Annotated in this window: 20 protein-coding genes and 1 tRNA gene; 10 read left to right on the forward strand and 11 right to left on the reverse strand. The window is 64.1% G+C overall.

Annotated features, from left to right (window positions below; genetic code table 11):
* Positions 1–63 precede the first annotated feature (63 nt).
* The 3 genes from V6590_RS04975 to V6590_RS04985 are packed head-to-tail and all read right to left on the reverse strand — an operon-like array spanning position 64 to position 2,290.
* Positions 64–699 (reverse strand): uracil-DNA glycosylase, encoded by a 636-nt coding sequence (locus V6590_RS04975; protein ID WP_335420868.1) that lies wholly within the window; start codon positions 697–699, stop codon positions 64–66.
* The gene (gene trpD, locus V6590_RS04980) at positions 699–1,712 is read right to left on the reverse strand and encodes an anthranilate phosphoribosyltransferase (protein ID WP_335420446.1); all 1,014 of its coding nucleotides are present in this window, start codon (positions 1,710–1,712) and stop codon (positions 699–701) included. Before trpD ends, V6590_RS04975 begins: the two co-directional genes overlap by 1 nt.
* Positions 1,709–2,290 carry an anthranilate synthase component II gene (locus V6590_RS04985; RefSeq protein WP_335420448.1) on the reverse strand — a complete coding sequence of 194 codons (582 nt, stop codon included), beginning with the start codon at positions 2,288–2,290 and terminating at the stop codon, positions 1,709–1,711. Before V6590_RS04985 ends, trpD begins: the two co-directional genes overlap by 4 nt.
* A gap of 153 nt (positions 2,291–2,443) precedes the next feature.
* Here V6590_RS04985 and V6590_RS04990 point away from each other — a divergent pair, with 153 nt between their 5' ends.
* Positions 2,444–3,832, forward strand: a complete 1,389-nt coding sequence (locus tag V6590_RS04990) for a divergent polysaccharide deacetylase family protein (protein ID WP_335420452.1) — start codon at positions 2,444–2,446, stop codon at positions 3,830–3,832.
* 42 nt (positions 3,833–3,874) lie between these two features.
* Here the strand turns inward: V6590_RS04990 and trpE are convergent, their stop codons facing one another.
* From trpE to fabI, 6 genes are all read right to left on the reverse strand, one after another.
* Entirely contained in the window at positions 3,875–5,383 is a 1,509-nt protein-coding gene (gene trpE / locus V6590_RS04995; RefSeq protein ID WP_335420454.1) for an anthranilate synthase component I, read from the reverse strand.
* A gap of 10 nt (positions 5,384–5,393) precedes the next feature.
* Positions 5,394–7,259 (reverse strand): peptidylprolyl isomerase, encoded by a 1,866-nt coding sequence (locus V6590_RS05000; protein WP_335420457.1) that lies wholly within the window; start codon positions 7,257–7,259, stop codon positions 5,394–5,396.
* Positions 7,260–7,354: 95 nt separating this feature from the next.
* Complete coding sequence (locus V6590_RS05005) at positions 7,355–8,533, reverse strand: aminotransferase (protein WP_335420459.1); 1,179 nt, start codon at positions 8,531–8,533, stop codon at positions 7,355–7,357.
* Between the two features lie 199 nt (positions 8,534–8,732).
* Complete coding sequence (gpt, locus tag V6590_RS05010) at positions 8,733–9,236, reverse strand: xanthine phosphoribosyltransferase (RefSeq protein ID WP_335420461.1); 504 nt, start codon at positions 9,234–9,236, stop codon at positions 8,733–8,735.
* 16 nt (positions 9,237–9,252) lie between these two features.
* The gene (locus V6590_RS05015) at positions 9,253–9,891 is read right to left on the reverse strand and encodes a LysE family translocator (RefSeq protein WP_335420466.1); all 639 of its coding nucleotides are present in this window, start codon (positions 9,889–9,891) and stop codon (positions 9,253–9,255) included.
* Positions 9,891–10,712: an enoyl-ACP reductase FabI gene (fabI, locus tag V6590_RS05020; RefSeq protein WP_335420469.1), complete on the reverse strand. Its 822-nt coding sequence runs from the start codon at positions 10,710–10,712 to the stop codon at positions 9,891–9,893. The genes V6590_RS05015 and fabI overlap by 1 nt, the downstream gene beginning before the upstream one ends.
* A 214-nt stretch (positions 10,713–10,926) precedes the next feature.
* Between fabI and pdxH the strand changes: the two genes are divergently transcribed.
* The 4 genes from pdxH to V6590_RS05040 all read left to right on the forward strand — a co-directional run bounded on the left by pdxH (position 10,927) and on the right by V6590_RS05040 (position 12,770).
* Positions 10,927–11,538 (forward strand): pyridoxamine 5'-phosphate oxidase, encoded by a 612-nt coding sequence (pdxH, locus tag V6590_RS05025; protein ID WP_335420472.1) that lies wholly within the window; start codon positions 10,927–10,929, stop codon positions 11,536–11,538.
* Between the two features lie 116 nt (positions 11,539–11,654).
* Positions 11,655–12,194 carry a cold-shock protein gene (locus V6590_RS05030; protein WP_335420475.1) on the forward strand — a complete coding sequence of 180 codons (540 nt, stop codon included), beginning with the start codon at positions 11,655–11,657 and terminating at the stop codon, positions 12,192–12,194.
* 2 nt (positions 12,195–12,196) lie between these two features.
* Positions 12,197–12,652 carry a DUF192 domain-containing protein gene (locus V6590_RS05035; protein WP_335420870.1) on the forward strand — a complete coding sequence of 152 codons (456 nt, stop codon included), beginning with the start codon at positions 12,197–12,199 and terminating at the stop codon, positions 12,650–12,652.
* A 41-nt stretch (positions 12,653–12,693) separates the two neighbouring features.
* A tRNA-Pro gene (locus V6590_RS05040) sits at positions 12,694–12,770 on the forward strand.
* A 32-nt stretch (positions 12,771–12,802) separates the two neighbouring features.
* Here V6590_RS05040 and V6590_RS05045 read toward each other — a convergent pair.
* Positions 12,803–13,354, reverse strand: a complete 552-nt coding sequence (locus V6590_RS05045; protein ID WP_335420478.1) for a winged helix DNA-binding protein — start codon at positions 13,352–13,354, stop codon at positions 12,803–12,805.
* A 115-nt stretch (positions 13,355–13,469) separates the two neighbouring features.
* On the opposite strand from V6590_RS05045, the gene V6590_RS05050 reads away from it, so the two are divergent.
* The 4 genes from V6590_RS05050 to V6590_RS05065 all read left to right on the forward strand — a co-directional run bounded on the left by V6590_RS05050 (position 13,470) and on the right by V6590_RS05065 (position 18,345).
* Positions 13,470–14,561 carry an LLM class flavin-dependent oxidoreductase gene (locus V6590_RS05050; RefSeq protein ID WP_335420481.1) on the forward strand — a complete coding sequence of 364 codons (1,092 nt, stop codon included), beginning with the start codon at positions 13,470–13,472 and terminating at the stop codon, positions 14,559–14,561.
* A gap of 126 nt (positions 14,562–14,687) precedes the next feature.
* Positions 14,688–15,818: a tRNA guanosine(34) transglycosylase Tgt gene (tgt, locus tag V6590_RS05055; protein WP_335420484.1), complete on the forward strand. Its 1,131-nt coding sequence runs from the start codon at positions 14,688–14,690 to the stop codon at positions 15,816–15,818.
* A 128-nt stretch (positions 15,819–15,946) separates the two neighbouring features.
* Entirely contained in the window at positions 15,947–16,657 is a 711-nt protein-coding gene (locus V6590_RS05060) for an OB-fold-containig protein (RefSeq protein ID WP_335420487.1), read from the forward strand.
* A 38-nt stretch (positions 16,658–16,695) separates the two neighbouring features.
* Complete coding sequence (locus tag V6590_RS05065; protein ID WP_335420490.1) at positions 16,696–18,345, forward strand: flotillin family protein; 1,650 nt, start codon at positions 16,696–16,698, stop codon at positions 18,343–18,345.
* Between the two features lie 25 nt (positions 18,346–18,370).
* Here the strand turns inward: V6590_RS05065 and V6590_RS05070 are convergent, their stop codons facing one another.
* The gene (locus V6590_RS05070; protein WP_335420493.1) at positions 18,371–18,904 is read right to left on the reverse strand and encodes a hypothetical protein; all 534 of its coding nucleotides are present in this window, start codon (positions 18,902–18,904) and stop codon (positions 18,371–18,373) included.
* Between the two features lie 267 nt (positions 18,905–19,171).
* Here V6590_RS05070 and lon point away from each other — a divergent pair, with 267 nt between their 5' ends.
* Complete coding sequence (gene lon, locus V6590_RS05075; RefSeq protein WP_335420495.1) at positions 19,172–21,580, forward strand: endopeptidase La; 2,409 nt, start codon at positions 19,172–19,174, stop codon at positions 21,578–21,580.
* Positions 21,581–21,601 lie beyond the last annotated feature (21 nt).

The following is a 21,601-nucleotide window of genomic DNA, read 5'->3' on the forward strand; positions in this document are numbered from 1 at the left end:
CCCGCAGGGGCGGGCTTGAAAACCCGGCAAAAGCGTTGGGGGTCCGCCAGATCGGTCGAAGGATCAGGCAGCCCAGTCGATCGGGCTGCTGCCCTGTGCCACCAGCCAGTCATTCACCCGGCTGAAAGGGCGGCTGCCGAAAAAGCCCCGATAGACCGACAGCGGCGAGGGGTGCGGGCTTTCCACGAACAAATGCCCGTCGCGTGGCACGCGGGCGCAGAGCTTTTGCGCAGGCCCCCCCCAGAGCAGGAAGGCGCGTGGCCCATCGGCGGCGGTTGCGGCGATGATCTGCGCCACCAGTGTCTCCCACCCCCAGCCCTTGTGGCCATTCGACTGGCCAGATGGCACGGTCAGCACGGTGTTCAGCAGCAAGACGCCCTGCCTGGCCCAGCCCGCCAGATCGCCATCGGGGCGCGACAGTCCCAGATCGCTGTGCAATTCGGTCAGGATGTTCTTCAGCGAATGTTGCGGCGGTGCCCCCGGCGGAAAGCCGAAGGCAAGTCCCGTGGCCCGGCCCGGTGTCGGATAGGGGTCTTGCCCAAGGATCACCACCCGCACCGCTTCGCGCGGGGTGAGCCGCAGCGCGCGAAACGGATCGGCGGGCTGCCAGTCGGGGGCCATGGCCAGACGGGCCGCCAAAGCAGGCCAGTCCTGCCGGAAAAAGGGCAGATCGGCCCAGCTTTCGGGCGGGGCAGGGATCACGCGTTGGTCAGCGCGACCAGCGCCTCCACCTTGGCCAGGGCGCGACCTGAATCGATCGAGTCCCGCGCAATTTCCACCCCTTCGGCCAGGCTGGTGGCGCGATCCGCCACCATCAGCGCAGCCGCGGAATTGAGCAACACGGCATCGCGATAGGCCCCGGTCTCGCCCTCCATCAGGCGGCGGAAAGCGGCCCCGTTTTCGGCGGGTGTGCCGCCCAGGATCGCCTCGAAAGGATGTACCGGCAGGCCCGCATCCTCGGGGTGGATCGAAAATTCGCGGATCGCCCCGTTCTCCAAAGCCGCAACCTGCGAGGGTGCGGCGATGGACAGCTCGTCCGTGCCATCCCCGCCATGGACCAGCCAGGCCTTGTGCGACCCAAGCGCCAGCAGGGTTTCGGCCATCGGGCGCAGCAGGGTCGGGCTGAAGGTGCCGGTCAATTGCCGTTTCACCCCGGCCGGATTGGTCAGCGGCCCCAGGATGTTGAAGATGGTGCGGGTGCCAAGCTCTGCCCGCACCGGGCCGACATGGCGCATGGCGGGGTGGTGCATCGGTGCCATCATGAAGCCGATCCCGGCTTCGTCCAGACAGCGTTCGACGATCTCGGCCCCGATCATCACATTCAGGCCCAGTTCGATCAGCGCATCCGCCGCACCTGATTTCGACGACAGGTTCCGGTTGCCATGCTTGGCCACCACGACGCCGGAACCCGCCACCACAAAGGCCGTGGCGGTGGAGATGTTCAGCGTCCCCTTCCCATCCCCCCCCGTGCCCACGATGTCCATCGCGCCAGTGGGCGCATGCACGGCATGGCATTTGGCGCGCATGACGGATGCGGCGGCGGCATATTCATCCACCGTTTCGCCCCGCGTGCGCAGCGCCATCAGAAAGCCGCCCATCTGGGCCGGTGTCGCCTCGCCTTCAAACAGCGCGGCAAAGGCGGTTTCGGCTTCGTCCCGGGTCAGCGGGCGGGCGGCCGCAGTGCCGATCAGCGATTTCAGCCGGTCGGTCATGCCGCCACCTTTGCCATGTCGAGGAAGTTCTTCAGCAACTGGTGGCCGTGTTCAGAAGCAATGCTTTCGGGGTGGAACTGCACGCCTTCGATGGGCAGCGTCTTGTGGCGCAGCCCCATGATCGTGCCGTCGTCCAGCCATGCGGTGACCTCCAGGCAATCGGGCAGGCTGTCACGTTCCACCACAAGGCTGTGATACCGGGTGGCCAGGAACGGCGAGGGCAGACCCCGGAAAATCCCTTTGTCGGCATGATGCATGGTGCCCATCTTGCCATGCACGATTTCATGGCAGCGAATGACCCGGCCGCCAAAGGCCTCGCCGATGGTCTGATGGCCCAGGCAGACGCCCAAGAGCGGAATGCGGGCCTCGGCTGCGGCATGGGTCAGCGGAATGCAGATACCCGCCTGTGCCGGATCGCAGGGGCCGGGTGACAGCACGATCATCTCGGGGCGCAGGGCCATGGCCTGTTGCACATCCAGCGCGTCATTGCGGACAACGCGGATATCGGCCCCCAGCTCGCCCAGATAATGCACCAGATTGTAGGTGAAACTGTCGTAATTGTCGATCAGAAGCAGCATTCGGGGCAGGCCTTCAACAAAGCTCACGCAAGGGGGTGAACCCCGCGCATCGTCGCGCTATACATGGGGCCAGCCGCGCCGGAAGGTCAAGCCAAACCGGGCGCGCAACAAGGCAAGCGGCGGGACAACCGCCGGAGTGGTGTGGAGGCAGGAATGCGCGGGTATCTGTCAGGGTTGCTTGTGGGCAGCGTGGTGTCGGTTCTGGGTCTGGGCGTGGTGTCGCAACTGGCCCCGCTCCCGCAGCGGGGCGAAAGCGCCGGGGCCGACCCTGCGGTGATGCCAGAGACGGCAGAAGTGGCAGAGCCTGCCATGGACCCGCAAACCCCGACCGAGGCGGAGCCCGCCCCCGCGTCGGAACAGGCCGTGGTGGCAGAGCCCGCAGCCGCGCCCGAACCGGAGCCACCCGCCCCGCCGCCCACTGCAGCCGTCAGCGAAGCGCCGCTGGAACCCGCGCCCCCGGCTCAATCTGAGGCCGCGCCGGAACCGGTGCCGCAAGAGCCCGCACCGGTGGCCGAGCCCGATCCGACCGAATTGGCCGTGGGGCTCGACCGCGCTGCCGACCCCTCGCCTGCAGGGGCCGAACCGCCACCGGTGCCGCCGCTCACGCCCGAAGAACAGGCCATTCTGGCCCCGCTGCCGGGCGAGGTGCCGCCCGGATCGCCTTTGGCCCCCGAGTTGGAGGTCGTTGAACCGACCCTGCCGGACCCCGCGCCGACAGAACCGCCAGCCCCTGCCGAGCCGCTGCTGGATCGGCCCGAACCGGGCTTTGGCAAACCAGTCGAAGGTGTGACCGTGGGCAATCTGCCAGCCATCGGCGTGACCCCACCCGCAGAACCCGCGGCAGAGCCGGGGCTGGGTGAAGACGCCCCGCCTGTCAAACGGCATGCAGAAGCCTTCGACAATCCGGCGGGCAAGCCGCGTTTTGCCATCATTCTGGCCGATGATGGCCGCGCCGATCTGGATCGCACAGGGCTGGCGGCACTGCCGCTGCCTGTGACCATCGCGCTGGACCCGACGGCACCGGGGGTGACGGCGCTGGCCGAAACCTATCGCAAGGCGGGCAAGGAAGTGGCGATGCTGGCCACCGCCATCCCGGCCGGGGCCAAGGCCAGCGACCTGCAGGTGACCTTCGGTTCTCATGCCAGCGCGGTGCCGCAGGCCGTCGCCGTGATCGACCTGCCGGTCGATGGCTTTCAGAATGACCGGACGCTGTCCACCGATCTTGTGCCGCTCATCAAGGATCAGGGGCGTGGGCTGGTGACCTTTGACCGGGGGCTGAATGCCGGCGAACAACTGGCCCGGCGCGAAGCGGTGCCCTCGGCCCTGATCTTCCGCCAGATCGATGCCGAAGGCGAAACCGCGCCCGTGATGCGCCGCTATCTTGACCGCGCCGCTTTCAAGGCCGCTCAGGACGGGCGGGTGGTGGTCTATGGCACTGCCAGAGCGGAGACCATCGCCGCATTGCTTGAATGGTCGATCGAGGGCCGGGCCGGGTCGGTGGCACTGGCCCCGCTGACGGCGGTGTTGGAGGCGGCGGAGTAAGATCATGGTCCCGGGGGGCAGACAGCCCCCCGGGACCATGGGTCAGCTGTTGCTGCGGCGGGCGAACAGGCCCGCATCCTCGGCGGCGCGGCGCAGCGCCTTGGATTTGTTCACGGTTTCCTGGAACTCGGCCTCTGGGTCGCTGTCATAGACCACGCCGCCGCCTGCCTGAATGTAGAGCTTCTCATCCTTCAGCACGGCGGTGCGCAGCGCGATGCAGAAATCCATCTCGCCATTGGCCGCGAAATAGCCCACCCCGCCGCCATAGACGCCGCGCTTTTCCGGCTCCAGCTCGTCGATGATTTCCATCGCGCGAACCTTGGGTGCGCCCGAAACCGTGCCCGCAGGCAGGCCCGCCAGCAGGGCCGAGAGCGCATCCTGCCCCTCGGCAATCTCGCCCACCACATTCGACACGATGTGCATCACATGGCTGTAGCGTTCGATGATGAATTTCTCGGTCGGTTTCACCGTGCCGATCTTCGCCACCCGGCCCACATCATTGCGGCCCAGATCGAGCAGCATCAGATGTTCGGCCAGTTCCTTCTTGTCGGCCAGCAGGTCCAACTCCAGCGCCTTGTCCTCCTCGGGCGTGGCGCCGCGTTTGCGGGTGCCTGCGATCGGGCGGATGGTCACCTCGCCCTCGCGCAGCCGCACGAGGATTTCGGGGCTTGCGCCCACCACCTGAAAGCCGCCGAAGTTGAAGAAGAACATGAAGGGCGAGGGGTTGGTGCGCCGCAGCGAGCGGTAGAAGGCAAAGGGCGGCAGGGCGAAGCTTTGCGTCCAGCGCTGCGAGGGCACGACCTGAAAGATGTCGCCCGCGCGGATATAGTCCTTGGCCTTCTCGACCGCCTGCTTGTAGCCCTCATGGGTGAAGTTCGACACTTGTGCGCCGACAGGTGCAGCCTCGCCCAGATCGCGTTGCGCGGGGGGCGCGCGGTCCAGATCGCGCAGCGCATCCATCACGCGCTCGGCGGCCTGCGCATAGGCCGCGCGGGCCGACAGGCCCGAACCCACCCAGGCGGGCGCGACCAGCGTGACCTCGCCCTTGACCCCGTCCAGCACCGCCACCACCGAAGGCCGCATCAGAAGCGCATCGGGCAGGCCCAGGGGATCAGGGTTCACATCGGGCAGATGTTCCACCAGCCGGATCATGTCATAGCCCAGATAGCCGAACAGCCCCGCCGCGATGGCGGGCAGATCATCGGGCATATCAATCCGACATTCGGCCAGAAGGCTGCGCAGCGTGTCGAGCGGATGGCCGTCCAGTGGCTGAAACGCCATCGGATCGAAGCGTGCCTCGCGGTTGATCTCCGATGCTTCGCCCCGGCAGCGCCAGATCAGATCGGGTTTCAGCCCCACCACGGAATAGCGTCCGCGCAGTTCGCCCCCGGTCACGCTTTCCAGCATGAAGGTATCGGCGCGCGCTTCGCCCAGTTTCAGCATCAGGCTGACCGGCGTATCCAGATCGGCGGCCAACCGGGCATAGACCAACTGGTTCCGGCCAGCAGTCCAGCCACGTTCGAAGGTCTCGAAGGAGGAGATCATCGTCATGGTCCGGCCTTCAGCGCATCTGCGCATGGACGGCGTCAATCGCCGTCTGATCCAGCTGGATGCCTGCCTGTGCGGCTTCGCCCGCACCGAACAGCGTAAAGGCATCCTGCGCAAAGGCCTGTTCGACCTGGGCTGTAATGGCAGCTTTCAGGGCCACGGCGTCGGGGCTGGCCATATCCACGGGCAGGATACGATCCAGCTGCACCAGACCGACCCAATCGGGCTGATCGATCACCTCTGTCGCGCCCTCCGCCATGCCGAAGACCAGCGGCATCAGTCCGGCAGGGGCCCCTTCGACAAAGCCATCGCGGGCGATTTCAGGTGTCACGCTGACGATGCCATGGGCCCCGATTGCCGTGCCATTCGCAATGGCGGTCTGCACCTCGGCGGCACGGGCGGCCAGCGCCTTGCGCAGGGCCTCGCGCTGCCAGCTTTCGGTGACGGCTTCGCGGGCCTCGTCAAACGGGATGGGCGCGGCGGGCACAATCTCATCCAGCCGCAGGGCAACCACGCCGCCATCATCCAGGGCGATGGCCTCGGGGAAATCGCCTTCGGCGATCTTGTTGGCGGCTTCGACAAAGGCAGGATAGCCCGCGATCTTGTCATCGGATGCGCCCGAAAAATCGATCCGGCCCAGTTCCATCGCCTGTTCCCTGGCCAGTTCTTCCAGCGTGGCACCGCCAGCCAGCGCATCGTCGATGGCCTCCAGCCGGTCGCCAATGGCACGGCGGGCGGCATCCAGCTGATATTCGGTCGTCAGGTCGGCCTTGGCCTCGTCAAAGCTGGTTTCTTCGGCAGCCAGAATCGCATTCATCCGAAACAGTGCCGGGCCCAGATCCGACGGCAGAGGCCCGACGACGCCCGGTTCGGCCAAGGCAAAGACCGCCGCGCCCGCGGTACCCAGTTCCTCCTGCGACTGATCGCCCAGGTCAATGTCGATCAGCTGCAGACCGCGTTCGCTGACCAGCGTTTCAAAGCTTTCGCCGGCATCAAGACGGGCCTTCGCCGCCGCCGCCTCTTCGTCGCTGCCAAAGACCAGCCGTTCGACAAGCCGCCGTTCCGGTTTGACGTATTCGGCAAGGCGCGAGTCATACAGCTTGCGCAGTTCCGCCTCATCCACCGGCAGCGTCGCGGCCAGCGCCTCGGGCAGCAGGGCGGCCCAGGCGATGCGCTTGGCCTCGGGCCGGGTGAAGGCCGCGATATTGGCATCGTAATGCGCTTTCAGCGCGGTCTCATCCGGGGCGGGCAGCGGCGTGGACAGATCCGCCTCGGTCAGTTTCAGCAGGGAAAACCCGCGCCGCTCCGCCACATAGGCCAAGAGCTTGTCGGTCATCGGGGCCGGGGCGGCAAAACCCGACCCGATGGCCCCCTGCAACAGCGCCCGGGCCATATCGTCGCGCAGACCGGATTCGAATTCGGCTTCGGTCAGGTTGTTCTGCTGCAGCGTGAAGCGATAGGTTTCGCGGTCAAAATTGCCATCTGCCCCCTTGAAGCTGGGCATTGATGTCAGTTCAGCCGCCAGCCGGGTATCGCCCATCGACAGGCCGATCCGATCATTGGCGTTATCAAGCGCCGTCTGGGTCACCAGTTGCTGGCGCACGCGTGCATCCAGCCCCAGTTGCAACGCCTCGGCCATGCCGATCTGGGTGCCGACCTGTGCGCCAAAGGCCTGCATCTCGCCCTGCAGACCCCGGACATAGCGGTTGAGCGGGATGTCACGGTCGCCGACCTTGCCGATGCTGCGCAGGTTGCCGCCGAAATTCGTCACGCCATAGCCGCCCAGACCGGCCACCAGCATGCCCATCAACAGCCAGGCCATGACCGAAGACCCACGGCGCTTGCGTTTCGGGCTGTCGCTGTCGTCTTGCTGTGTCATGTCATGCCTGTCTGTTCGGAGACCCGCGCCCAAAAGCGATCGGGGTTTGCACGGTTCTAAGCAGTTGCCCCCGGCCCGGCAAGGGCCAGTGGTCGTCAGCCGGCAAAGCCTGCCAGCCGGTCAAAAAGCGCAGTGATCCCGGTTTCATCGACATTGGCAAAGGCGATGCGGAACTGGCGCGCGCCCTCTGCGTGGCTGTCGGGCTGGAACATGGTGCCGGGCAGCATGAGAACGCCCGCCTCGCGCACCATGCGCTGCGCCAATTCGGGCGAGGCACTGGCAAAGGGATGTTCGACATAGGCGAAATAGGCCCCGCATCCCATCAGCCGCCAGTCGGGCAGGGCAGAGAAGCCCGCGACCATGGCTGCGCGGCGGCGCAGGATCTCGGCCCGTTCGCCCGCCACCCATTGGCTGAGGTTCCGCATCCCCCAAAGTGCGCCGATCTGGCCCAGCTGGCCGGGGCAAATGGCGACGGTATCGAGGAATTTCTCCACCTCGGCCAGTTGGCGCGCGCTGGCCACCACCGCGCCGACACGGTGCCCGGTCAGGCGGTAGGCCTTGGAGAAGGAATAGAGATGGATCAGCACATCATCCCAATCCGGATCGGTGAAGAGATCATGGGGCCGCCCATCCCGGCTGTCGAAATCGCGGTAGGTCTCATCGAGGATCAGCGCAAGGCCGCGCGCGCGGCACAGATCACGGAAAGCCGCAATCAGGGCGGGCGGATATTCCACCCCGCCGGGGTTGTTCGGGCTGACCAGCGCGATGGCACGGGTGCGCGGCGTGATGAGGGCCGCCGCTTTCTCGGGATCGGGCAGCAGGTCGGCGCCAGTGGCCAGCGGCACAGCATGCACGCCCTGCATATCGAGCCACATTTTATGGTTGAAATACCACGGTGTCGGCAGGATCACCTCATCCCCGGCCCCCGCAAGGGTGGACATCACGGCGGTGAAGGCCTGATTGCAGCCTTGGGTGATCGCCACTTGATCAGCGCTGATCGCGCCGCCGTAGGCGACCGACCATTGCGCCGTGATCTCGGCCCGCAGCTCGGGCAGACCCAGCACCGGGCCATAAAGATGCGCCGCCCCTTCCGAGAGCGCGGCTTCAGCCAGAGCCTGCCGCAGACCCAAGGGCGGGCTTTCGACCGGCGCGGCCTGGCTCACATTGATGAGCGGCCTGTCATGCGTGAAGGTCACACCCTGCAACCAACGCCGCGCCTCCATCACCGGCGGGGCAAAGGTGGCGGCCATGGCGGGGTTCAGGGGCAGGGACATGGACAGCTCCGGTTCGTGCTGGCGGATGAGGGGGCAGGGGGGCTGTCTGCCCCCCTCGGCCCTGTCGGGCCTCCCCCCGAGGATATTTGGGAACAGATGAAACACCAAGCGGTCCCCCCGCTTTCATCTGTTCAAAAATATCCTCAGGGGGTGAATTGGCCGCAAGGCCAAGAGGGGGCGCGAGCGCCCCCTTGCAACGTCAGTCTTTCCCGCGCATCGGCTGCACATATTGCAGCGCCATGTCCCAAGGGAAGAAGATCCAGGTGTCCTGGCTGACTTCGGTCACATAGGTATCCACCTGCGGCTTGCCATGCGGTTTGGCATAGACGGTGGCGAAATGCGCCTTGGGATAGAGGCTGCGCACCAGTTCCAGCGTCTTGCCGCTGTCCACCAGATCATCCACGATCAGGATGCCGGTGCCATCGCCCATCAGGTCGGCCTGCGGGCTTTTGGTCACCACGGCTTCGGACCGGTCCTGATGGCTGTAGCTTTTCACGCTGATCGTATCGACGACGCGGATGTCCAGCTCGCGGCTGACGATCATGGCGGGCACAAGGCCGCCGCGGGTGATGCCGACCACCGCCTTCCAGGCGCCATTGTCCGGCCCCTTGCCGTCCATGCGCCAGGCCAGTGCGCGGGCGTCGCGATGGATCTGGTCCCAGCTGACATGGAAGCCCTTTTCATGCGGCAGGCGGTCGATCATGGTCTGGCCTTTCTCCTCAGGCGGTTTCGATCAGGGTTTCGCGCGCGGTTTCGGCCAGCAGGCCAAGCCCGAGCAGCCCCAGCAGCAAGGCCGCCCCGCGATCCAGCCAGAGCTTGGCAGAAGCGTAACGGCGGCGCAGGGGGGCGGTGGACATGGCGGAGGTGATCGCCACATACCAGAACAATTCGGTGCCAACCGCCGTGGCATAGATCGCGGCCTGTGCGCCAAGGGGTTGTGGCCCCGGGAACAGCGCCACGATCAGGGCGGAATAGAACAGTGCCGGTTTCGGGTTTGACAGGTTCAGCGCGATGCCACCCCAGAATCCCGTGCCAAACCGTGCCCGTGCAGCCTCGGGCATCGGATGTGGGGCACTCTGCCAGAGCCCCCAGGCCATCCACAGCAGATAAAGCCCGCCGAAGATCTTCAGCGCAACATAGAGGGCGGGCACCAGTTGGAACAGCACGGTCAGACCGGCCAGCGCAAACAGACACCAGACTGATGCGCCAACGGCCAGCCCAACGCCATAGGGCACAGCAACGGTGCGCCCGCGGGCAAAAGATGTCTGCATCGCCGCGATGATGGCAGGCCCGGGTGACAGGATGGCCAGCGTCAGCGTGGCGACCATGACGGTGAAAGGGCCTGCCAGTTCCAGCATCAGTCTTTCCGCCCGGTGACCACGTCAATATCGGGTGCATCCACCGCCTTCATGCCCACGACATGGTAGCCTGCATCGACATGCAGGTTTTCGCCCGTGGTGCCGGAGCCCAGATCGGACAAGAGGTAAAGCGCGGCTTTCCCGACTTCTTCCTGTGTCACATTGCGGCGGAGCGGCGAGTTCAGCTCGTTCCACTTCATGATATAGCGGAAATCGCCAATCCCCGAGGCGGCTAGCGTCTTGATCGGCCCGGCGGAAATCGCGTTCACGCGAATGCCGTCCTTGCCCAGATCCTCGGCCAGATATTTCACCGAAGCCTCCAGCGCGGCCTTGGCCACGCCCATCACATTGTAATGCGGCATCACCTTTTCGGCCCCGTAATAGGTGAGCGTCAGCAGGCTGCCGCCCGGCCCCATCATCGCGCAGGCCCGCTGGCACACAGCGGTGAAGGAATAGACCGAGATATCCATGGTCATGCCGAAATTGCCGCGCGTGGTATCGACATAGCGGCCGCGCAATTCTGACTTGTCGGAAAAGCCGATGGCATGGACCACGAAATCCAATCCGCCCCAGCGATCCTTGATGGCGGTGAACAGGCCGTCCAGGCTGGCTTCATCGGCCACATCGCATTCGGCCAGGAAATCCGAGCCGATGCTGGCTGCCAGCGGTTCGACCCGCTTTTTCAGCGCATCGCCCTGATAGGAGAAGGCCAGTTCCGCGCCCTGATCGGCACAGGCCTTGGCGATGCCCCAGGCGATCGACTTGTCATTGGCCAGCCCCATGATGAGCCCGCGCTTTCCCGCCAGCAGCCCGTTCGCCATGTCTTCCCCCGTCTTTCCATTGCGGTCTTTGCGGCAAGCTTTAGGCGATACGCCCCAGAGCATCAAGGCCGGGCATGATGGGCCGATGGCCGGTGCGGTCCGGATGGCAGGCTGTGCCGGGCTTGATTGACCGATTTGCCGCATTAGTTGCTCTTGCACCTGCCTGCGCGCGGTGACAGGCTCTTTGCGAGTGACGTTGTGAAAGGATAGCGGAATGGATCGTGGCGGCATCTTCGCGGGAGACAATCCTTTCGTTCTGGCCCGGTCCTGGCTGGCCGAGGCCGAGGCGCAGGAACCCAATGATCCGAACGCCATCGCGCTGGCCACGGTCGATGCGGCGGGCCTGCCCAATGTGCGCATGGTTTTGCTCAAGGAGATCGAAACCGAAGGCGCGGGGGGCTTTGTCTTTTACACCAATTACGAAAGTGCCAAGGGCGAGGAACTGGCGGCCTCGGGCAAGGCGGCTTTCGTGATGCACTGGAAATCGCTGCGTCGGCAGATCCGGGTGCGCGGCGAGGTCAGCCGTGAGGAAGGCCCGCAGGCCGATGCCTATTATGCCAGCCGCAGCCTGCAGTCGCGGCTGGGGGCCTGGGCCAGCCGCCAGTCGCGGCCTTTGGGGTCGCGGATGGCGCTGATGGCAGAGGTGGCGAAGGTGACGGCGACCAAAGGGCCGAATCCTTCGCGCCCGCCGTTCTGGGGCGGCTTCCGCATTCAGCCTGTGGAAATCGAGTTCTGGGCCGATGGGGCCTTCCGGTTGCACGACCGCTTTCGCTGGCGGCGCGATCGGGTTGAAACTGAGTGGAAAATCGAGCGGCTGAACCCTTGATTTTCACGCTTCGTGAAAACCGGCGCGTAAACTTTCGGTGTTTTTCGCTTGAATACGCGTTCAGTTTGCTCGAATGACTAATGCCGAGGGGTCTTATCTGGGGAAATGGCTCTCATATGTCAGAAGAGAACGTCGTCATGCCGCGTGTGGTGCATGGCAAGGTAAAATGGTTTGATCCGGCCAAAGGGTTCGGGTTTATCGTGGCCGAGGAAGGTGGTTCCGACATCTTGCTGCATGCCAATGTTCTGCGCAATTACGGCCAGAGCTCGGTTGCGGACGGGACCGGCATCAGCGTGATGGTGCAGAATACCCAACGCGGGGTTCAGGCGGTCGAAGTGCTGAAGATCGAACCTCCGGCAGGCGTTTCTTTCCCACTGGGCGAGGAACATGGTCTGGCCACACCGGAAGAAATCGCCGCACGGCCGATGGAACCGGCCCGGGTGAAATGGTTCGACAAGGGCAAGGGCTTCGGCTTTGCCAATGTTTTCGGACGGCCCGAGGATGTGTTCATCCATATCGAGGTGCTGCGCCTGTCAGGCTTTGCCGATCTGGCCGCAGGCGAAGCAGTCTGTCTGCGCATCATCGAAGGCAAGCGTGGCCGCATGGCCGTACAGGTGGTTTCGTGGGAAGCAGCGGCGCGCGAAGCGCATCAGTGATCATGCTCGCCGCGCTCTGGCCGGGGGTGGCTTTGGCCGCCTCGGGTTGTGCGCCTGAAACCGTGCAATTGCGTGGCCCCTTTGGGGCGGCGCAGTTCCATGTCGAAGTCGCCGATGAAGCCGGAGAGCGGGCTCAGGGCCTGATGTTTCGCGAAAGCATGGCGCGTGGGGCGGGGATGCTGTTTGTCTATCCGCAACCGCAGCGCGCGGTCTTCTGGATGAAGAACACCTTGATCCCGCTGGACATGATCTTTGCCGATGCGTCAGGCCGGGTCACCCATGTGCATTCCGGTGCCGTGCCGCAGGATGAAACGCCCATCGACGGCGGTCAGGGCGTGGCCTATGTGCTTGAGATCAATGCCGGACTGGCCAAGGCCATCGGCATTGCCCCGGGGGCCGAGCTGCGCCATCCGGCCATTTCTGCCGCGACGGCCGCCTGGCCTTGCGGGCAAGATTAGGGCTTTCCATCCCGGTAACAACCGGTTAGGAAGCCCGCAGTCGGGGCGTAGCGCAGTCTGGTAGCGCGACGGTTTTGGGTACCGTAGGTCGCGAGTTCGAATCCCGCCGCCCCGACCAAACATCCAGATCACTGTGACAGAGCTGCCCGGTCAATGCCGGTGGGTGGCTGCTGCGCGCGCCACCTCTTCATAGATGCCTGACAGCAGGTTCAGCGTGCGTGTCGCATCTTGCAGGCGGGCGGAAAAGCCGGGCAGGGTGGTGATCGCCTCGATCAGAAGGCGGCGGCGCAAAGTGCCGTAATCGTCAGTCACCTGGCGGCCCAGGTCTGTCACCTCATAGCTGACCCCCGACCGTCCCGCGCCCTTGCGCAACACCAGCCCCGCCCCGATCAGCTTGCGCAGCGAATACTGGATGTTGGGCACATCGTCGCGATTGGTCAGCCGCGCCAGATCCTTCAGGCTTTTGGGCCGGTCATTCATGCGGATGATGTGCAGCATGGCGTTTTCGGGGCCGCTGGCCGCCACTTCGGAGACCGAGGCCAGACATTCCGATTGCCAGCGCCCGAATCCTTCGAAGGCGCGCATCAAGGCGAATTCCAGTTCTGTCGTATCCACCTCGACGGCGCTTTCGGCCAGATGCCAGCGCCGGTCATGCTTGTCGTTCGTGACAATGCTTTGAGTTTGAAGGGGTTTCCGCGCCATGCCGCTTCCTTTCGGGATCAGCGCAGGATGGCGTGGCAAGCCTGTTGACGCAACGCGAATTTACGATAGACTTTCAATCATAAAATAAATCAAAATCTCCAACAGGACGAACATCATGACACACCACCCGATACTGTCGGGCGATCGCTTTCGCCTGGGCACATTTTCGACCAACTGTTCTTCGGGCATGACGCCCACGAAGATCGCCGAACGCTGGGTCAACAGCTGGGACAACAACCTGGCGCTGGCACGGATGCTGGATGCGGCGGGGATCGACTTCATGCTGCCGATTGCGCGCTGGATCGGCTATGGGGGCGAAACGGACTTTCATGGCGGTGTGCTGGAAACGATGACCTGGGCCGCCGGCTTGCTGGCGGCGACGAAGGACATTTCGGTTTTTGCCACCATCCATACGGCGGCCAATCATCCCGTGGTGGTGGCCAAGCAGATCGCCACCATCGACCAGATCGGCCATGGCCGGGCCGGTCTGAACATCGTCGCGGGATGGAACAAGCCGGAATATGAGGCGCTCGGGCTGAACCTGCCCGATGACCATGAAACCCGCTATGCCTATGCGCAGGAATGGTTTGATCTGGTGCGCAAGCTCTGGACCGCCGAGACGCACTTCGATTGGGAGGGCCGGTTCTTCAAGGCCCGGAAGGTGAAAGGCGATCCAAGGCCGCAGCGGGGCACCGTGCCGATCCTGAACGCCGCAGGCAGCCCGCAAGGCAGGGGCTTTGCCACCGACAATGCCGATTTCCTGTTCACCCCGGCCATTGATCTGGACCGCTCAAAGACCGAAATCGCTGATCTGAAGGCGCAGGCCCAAGCCAAGGGCCGCAAGGTCGATGTGCTGACATTCAGCCATGTGATCTGCCGCCCGACCGAGGCCGAAGCACAAGAGTTTCTGCATTATACAGCGGTGGAAAACTGCGATCATGCGGCAGTGGACAATCTGGTGAACCTGCAATTTGCCCATGCCCACAGCTTTCCGCATGATCTGCTGGCGCAGATCAAGCATCTCTTTGCCATGGGGCATGGCGGCTATCCGTTGGTGGGCACGCCCGATCAGGTGGCGGCGGGTATCTTGCGGCTGCATGGGGCGGGCTTTGCCGGCACGACGCTGAGCTTTGTCGATTATCTGGCCGAGTTTCCCTATTTCCGCGACGAGGTGCTGCCGCGCCTGGAACGCGCGGGCATCCGATAAGACCCCGGACTGGCGGCCCGGGGATCCGGGCCGCGCTTTTTCGCCGGAAGGGGGGCTTGCCGGTCTGTGCTTGGCAAAGAGCTGGTTTTGCGGCAGAAGGCGGCGTTTGTTGAGGGAACCCGACCGATGACCGCCCGCTTTCAGTTTCAGCTTGCCGCCACCGATGGTCGTGCGCGCACCGGCGTGATTTCCACCCCGCGCGGCGAGATACGCACGCCCGCCTTCATGCCGGTGGGAACGGCGGCCACGGTGAAGGCGATGATGCCGGAAAGCGTGCGTGCGACCGGAGCCGATATTCTGCTGGGCAATACCTATCACCTGATGCTGCGCCCCACAGCCGAACGCATCGCGGCCTTGGGCGGGCTGCATCGCTTCATGAACTGGGAGCGCCCGATCCTGACCGATTCCGGCGGATTTCAGGTGATGAGCCTGTCTGGTCTGCGCAAGCTGACCGAAGAGGGCGTGCGCTTTTCCAGCCATGTCGATGGATCAAAGCACATGCTGACGCCCGAGCGCAGCATGGAAATCCAGCGCCTGCTGGGGTCTGACATCGTGATGTGTTTCGACGAATGCCCGGCACTGCCCGCCACCGAGGCGGAAGTGGCGAAATCCATGCAATTGTCGATGCGATGGGCGCAACGATCACGCGATGCCTTTGGCGACCGGCCGGGCCATGCGCTGTTTGGCATCATGCAGGGCGGCGTGACGCGTGACCTGCGCGAGGAAAGCGCTGCCAAACTGCGCGAGATCGGTTTTGACGGCTATGCCGTCGGCGGTCTGGCGGTGGGCGAAGGGCAGGAGGCCATGTTCGGCGTGCTGGACTATGCCCCCGGTTTGCTGCCTGAAGACAAGCCGCGCTACCTGATGGGCGTGGGCAAGCCCGATGACATCGTCGGCGCAGTGGAACGCGGCATCGACATGATGGATTGTGTGCTGCCGTCACGGTCGGGCCGCACCGGCCAGGCCTGGACGCGGCGCGGCGCGGTGAACCTGAAGAACGCCCGCCACAAGGATGATCCCCGCCCGCTGGACGAGGCCTGCACCTGCCCGGCCTGCCGCAATTACAGCCGCGCCTATCTGCATCATGTGGTCAAGGCGGACGAAATCATCGGCTCGATGCTGCTGACCTGGCACAACCTGCACTATTATCAGGATCTGATGCAGGGTCTGCGCGATGCGATTGCCGGGCAGCGTCTGGCGGGCTTTGTGGCCGATTTCCACGCCATGCGGGCCGCAGGGGATATTGATCCGCTTTGATCCGGTTGACGCAGCCCCATATTCGGGATTTCTGGCGCACAAAGGATTGAAAATGCGCTCCGGCATTCACAATTGCGTCAGAGGTGGATGGGCGAACATTGTCCAATCCGCACAACCGAGGAGATGGGATGACGCTGCTGTTTTCCGGCCCCTATATCGCGTTTTCGCTGGCCCTGGGGGTGCTGGTCGCTCTGCTTTTGGTGGAACTGGCGGCCCTGCTTCTGGGCAGTTCTCTGTTTCTGTCGGATGCAGGGCCCGAGTTGGAACCCGGCGGCATGGGGTTGTTCGATGTGGAACCGGGCGAGACGCCGGATTTGACCAGCCTGCTCGCGGCGGCAGACAGCCCGGCTGATCTGCCAGCCGATCTGCCGCAACCGGGCCTTGCCGGATTTCTGGGGCTGGGGGCCACGCCCTTCATGCTGTGGTTCGCTGCCGCGCTGACCGGCTTTGGCGTCGCAGGGATTGCGTTGCAAGGGGCTTGGACCGCAGTTGCAGGCAGCCCGATGTCGGCGGTTTTCGCCGTGCCGGTTGCGCTTGGTCTGGGGCTTGGCTTTGCCCGGGGCTTTGCGCGCGGGTTTGCCCGGTTGTTGCCCAAGGATGAAACCACGGCCACCCGGGCCCAGTTCATGGGGGGGCTGCGCGGTGTTGTTACCCAGGGCATTGCCCGGCGTGGTTCGCCCGCCGAGGTGCGGCTGCATGACCGCCATGGCAACCTGCACTTCCTGCGCTGCGAACCATTGCAGGACCATGACAGCATTCCCGAAGGAACCGAGGTGCTGACCCTGCGCCTGCGTGCCGCGCCAGACCAATGGGTTCTGCGCATCATTGCCACTGCATGACCCCTTATTCATCTTAACCGCCAGATCAGGAGGCCCGCATGCCCTTGACCACCTACCTTGTCATCATCGGCGCCATTGTCGCCTTTCTGCTGCTGATCGGGCTGATCCTGGGTCGGCTGTATCGCCGGGCCACGCGTGAAATCAGCCTTGTGAAGACCGGCGCCGGGGGCAAGCGCGTCATCATGGATGGCGGGGCCATCGTGATCCCGCTCTTGCACGAAATCAGCCCGGTGAACATGAAAACACTGCGGCTGGAGGTGAAGCGCGCCTCAGAAGGGGCGCTGATCACCAAGGACCGGATGCGCGTCGATGTGGGGGCCGAATTCTATGTCTCGGTACAGGCCACCGAAGATGGCATCAGCCGCGCGGCGCAGACGCTGGGCGAAAAGACCTTCAATGTCGATGCGCTGCGCGAAATGATCGAGGGCAAGCTGATTGATGGTCTGCGCGCGGTCGCGGCCCGGATGTCGATGGATGAACTGCATGAAAACCGCACCTCATTCGTGCAGGAGGTGCAGAATGCGGTATCGAATGATCTGCTCAAGAACGGGCTGGAACTGGAAAGCGTGTCGCTGACCGCGCTGGACCAGACCCCGTTTTCGGCGCTGGATGAAAACAACGCCTTCAACGCGGTGGGGATGCGCAAGCTGGCCGAGGTGATTGCCACCTCAAAGAAGGAACGCGCCCAGATTGATGCCGAGGCCGATGTGTCGGTGCGCCGGTCGGCGATGGAGGCCGAAAAGCTGAAAATGCAGATCGCCCGCGACGAGGAAGAGGCTCGCATCGCCCGGACGCTGGAGATCGAGCAGTTGAAGGCCGCGCAGGATGCCGAAATCGCCCGGTCGCGCGAAGCGGCGGAATCAGAGAAGGAACGCGCCCGCATCCGCCGCGAGCAGGAGATCGAGACCGCAGAAATCGCCCGCGCCCGGGCGATGGAAGAGGCCCAGATCACCAAGGAACGTGAAATCGAGGTGGCCAATCAGGATCGCCAGATCGTGATCAACCAGAAATCCGAGGCGGAAAGCCGTGCCCGCGCCAGTGCCGATGCCGCCCGTGCCGAGGCGGTCAAGGCCTCCGAGGCGATCGAAACGGCGCGCGCCCTGGCGCAGGCTGAACGCGACAAGGAAATCGCGGTGATCGAAGCCCGGCGCGAGGCTGAACGCGAGGGGACCAGGATTCGTCTGGCCGCCGAGGCCGAGCGTGCGGCAGCAGCAGACCGTGCCGCCGCGCTGCGCGAAGAGGCGCAGGCCGAGGCCGATGCCGTCACCATCCGCGCCGAGGCGAAGAAGGCCGATCTTCTGGCCGAGGCCGAGGGGCGGCAGGCGTTGGCCAATTCGGAAAATACGCTGTCGCCGGAAATCATTGCCATGCGCGTGGCGCTGGCCCGTCTGGAAGCCATGCCGAAGATCGTGCAGGAAATGGTGAAACCGGCCGAAAAGATCGATTCCATCCGCATCAACCAGATCACCGGTCTGGGGCAGGGCGGAGTGATGGCCGAGGCTGGTGGCAGCAAGGCCCCGGTCAATCAGGCTTTTGACGCCATGCTGGGGGCCGCGCTGCAACTGCCGGTGATGAAGAAGCTGGGCGCCGAACTGGGGATCAGTCTGGAGGATGGTCTGGCAGGCGTGCTGAACGATGTGGCGGAACCGGGGCCTGCCGCTTCGGAAAAGCCGGCAGACAAGGCCTGAGACACGGTTTGACGGGCCCCGCTGTTCAGGCAGCGGGGCGCAGGGCCAGTGTCAGGGTGACGCCCGGAAGGGTTTGCCCGATGAACAACGGATCGACCGGACCTTCGGCCAGCGCGACATCCAGCACCAGGGTCGGGGTCAGCCAGATTGCGGCAGTCATGCCGGTGGAGTCTTCGGAACTCCAGTCGGGCCATTGGCCCAGATGTGCGGCCAGCACGGGGGCGGCGATGGTTTCGGCAAAGATCCCCAAACCCGGCTGGGCGAAATGCAACGCAGCGGAACAATCGGTCAGGATCGCGCCCGCCAATTGCCCGGAATGACGCAGGCAATGGATGCCCGCCGGCATGGCGCGGGATTCAAACCCCGGCAGCGCATCCAGCGCACCCACGAAACTGCCTTGCGTGATGAGCCCCTCCAGCAGACGGGCCACCACCTGTTCGGGCCAGGCCCGGCGCTGTTGGGCTTGGCGTTGCAACACGACTGTGGGTGCCTGCAGCCATTCGGCCAGAAGACCGGACAGGGCAGGGGTCTTGGGTTTGCGGTTCAGAAAGCCGAACATACTCATTATCTCCCTTCAAAGGGCCGGGATTACAGCCCGATCAGGAAACAGTCGCAGGCGATTGTGGCCTGATTTTGACCTGTTCATGCCCCGATCACGACGCCGCGTTGCGGCAAAATCCATGCCGGAAGACAGGCCATGCGTCGAATGTGAAGCAAGGTCAGGTTGACAGTTCCATGACAGACGCACAGATATGGTATCCAAACGGGGGAGGCCGGGCTGCCGCATGCCGGGGCCGCTGCCTTCCTGCCAGACAAGGATGCGCGAATGAGCGAGACTTTCTCACCCAGCTACCCGGTTCTGCCGCTGCGCGACATTGTGGTGTTTCCCCACATGATCGTGCCGCTGTTCGTGGGGCGGGAAAAATCTGTGCGGGCTCTGGAAGAGGTGATGGCCGAAGACCGCCAGATCCTGCTGTCCAGCCAGATGGACCCGACGGTCGATGATCCGACCGCCGAGGGCATCTACCGCAATGGCGTTCTGGCCAATGTGCTGCAATTGCTGAAATTGCCCGACGGCACTGTAAAGGTGCTGGTGGAAGGCAAGACCCGGGTGAAGATCACCGGCTTCCTGCCCAATGACAGCTTCTTTGAAGCCACGGCCGAGCCGCTGGACGAAACCCCCGGCGATCAGGCGGTGGTTGATGCGCTGCTGCGCGGTGTGGCGGAAGAATTCGAACGCTACGCCAAGATCAAGAAGAATATCCCCGAAGAAGCGCTGGCTGCCGTATCGGACACGCGCGAACCTGCGCGCCTGGCCGATCTGGTGGCAGGCCATCTGGGCATTCCGGTGGCGCAAAAGCAGGAACTGCTGGAAACGCTTGACGTGGCCGAACGGCTGGAAAAGGTCTATGGCCATATGCAGGGCGAAATGTCCGTCCTGCAGGTGGAAAAGAAGATCAAGTCGCGCGTCAAGAGCCAGATGGAGCGCACGCAGCGCGAATACTATCTGAATGAGCAGATGAAGGCCATTCAGAAGGAACTGGGCGATGGCGAGGACGGCCAGAACGAACTGGCCGAGCTGGAAGAGCGGATCCGCAAGACCGACCTGTCGAAAGAGGCGCGCGAAAAGGCGGATGCCGAGCTGAAAAAGCTCAAATCCATGTCGCCGATGAGCGCCGAGGCGACGGTCGTGCGCAACTATCTGGATTGGCTGCTGGGCGTGCCGTGGGGCGTGAAATCCCGCGTCAAGAAAGACCTGAACGCCGCGCAGAAGGTTCTGGATGCCGATCACTATGGCCTTGAAAAGGTCAAGGAACGCATCGTCGAATATCTGGCGGTGCAGGCACGCTCGGCCAAGCTGAAAGGCCCGATCCTCTGCCTCGTCGGCCCTCCGGGTGTCGGCAAGACTTCGTTGGGCCGTTCGGTTGCCAAGGCGACGGGGCGCGAATTCATCCGCATCAGCCTTGGTGGCGTGCGCGACGAATCCGAAATCCGTGGCCACCGGCGCACCTATATCGGGTCGATGCCCGGCAAGATCATTCAGGCGCTGAAAAAGGCCAAGACAACCAACCCGCTGATCCTGCTCGATGAAATCGACAAGATGGGGCAGGATTTCCGCGGTGACCCGGCCAGCGCGATGCTGGAGGTGCTGGACCCGGAACAGAACGCGACCTTCGTGGACCACTATATGGAAGTGGAATACGATCTGTCGAACGTGATGTTCCTGACCACGGCCAACAGCTACAACATGCCCGGCCCGCTGCTGGACCGCATGGAGATCATCAGCCTTGCGGGCTATACCGAAGATGAAAAGCGCGAAATCGCGCGGCAGCATCTGGTGCCCAAGCAGATCGAGGCGAACGGGCTGCGCAAGGGTGAGTTCAGCATCAGCGACGAGGCGCTGACCCATGTGATCCGCTATTACACGCGGGAAGCAGGTGTCCGGAACCTTGAACGCGAGATTGCCAAACTGGCCCGCAAGGCGGTGACCGAGATTCTGCAGAAGAAGGCGAAGTCGGTCGAAGTGACGTCCGACAAGGCCGGCGAATATCTGGGCGTGCAGCGCCATCGCCATGGTTTGGCCGAGGCCGAGGATCAGATCGGTGTTGTCACCGGTCTGGCCTGGACCAGTGTCGGCGGTGACTTGCTGCATATCGAGGCGCTGAAGCTGCCCGGCAAGGGGCGGATGAAGACGACCGGCAAGCTGGGCGATGTGATGAAGGAATCCATCGATGCCGCCTCAAGCTTCGTGCGGTCGATCAGCCCGGAAATCGGGGTGAAGCCGCCCAAGTTCGAGAATATCGACATTCACGTCCATGTTCCCGATGGGGCCACGCCGAAAGACGGCCCGAGCGCCGGGCTTGCCATGGTCACGGCCATCGTGTCGGTGCTGACCGGTATTCCGGTGCGCAAGGATATCGCCATGACCGGCGAAGTCACCCTGCGCGGCAATGCCAGCGCGATCGGCGGGCTGAAGGAGAAGCTGCTTGCAGCCCTGCGCGGCGGCATCAAGACGGTGCTGATCCCGCAGGAAAACGAAAAGGATCTGGCCGAGATCCCCGACAACGTGAAGCAGGGCATGACCATCATCCCGGTCACCCATGTGCGCGAAGTGCTGCGCCATGCGCTGGTGCGTCAGCCCGACCCGGTGGAATGGGATGAGGCAGCCGAAGAGGCCGCCGCCGCCGCCCGCAAGGGGGCAGGCGAAAGCGTGGCCGGTCAGACGGCGCATTGACGTCTTGCCCTGAACAGAGCG

The organism is Gemmobacter denitrificans (genome assembly GCF_036964905.1).
In the GTDB taxonomy this organism is placed as follows: domain Bacteria; phylum Pseudomonadota; class Alphaproteobacteria; order Rhodobacterales; family Rhodobacteraceae; genus Gemmobacter; species Gemmobacter denitrificans.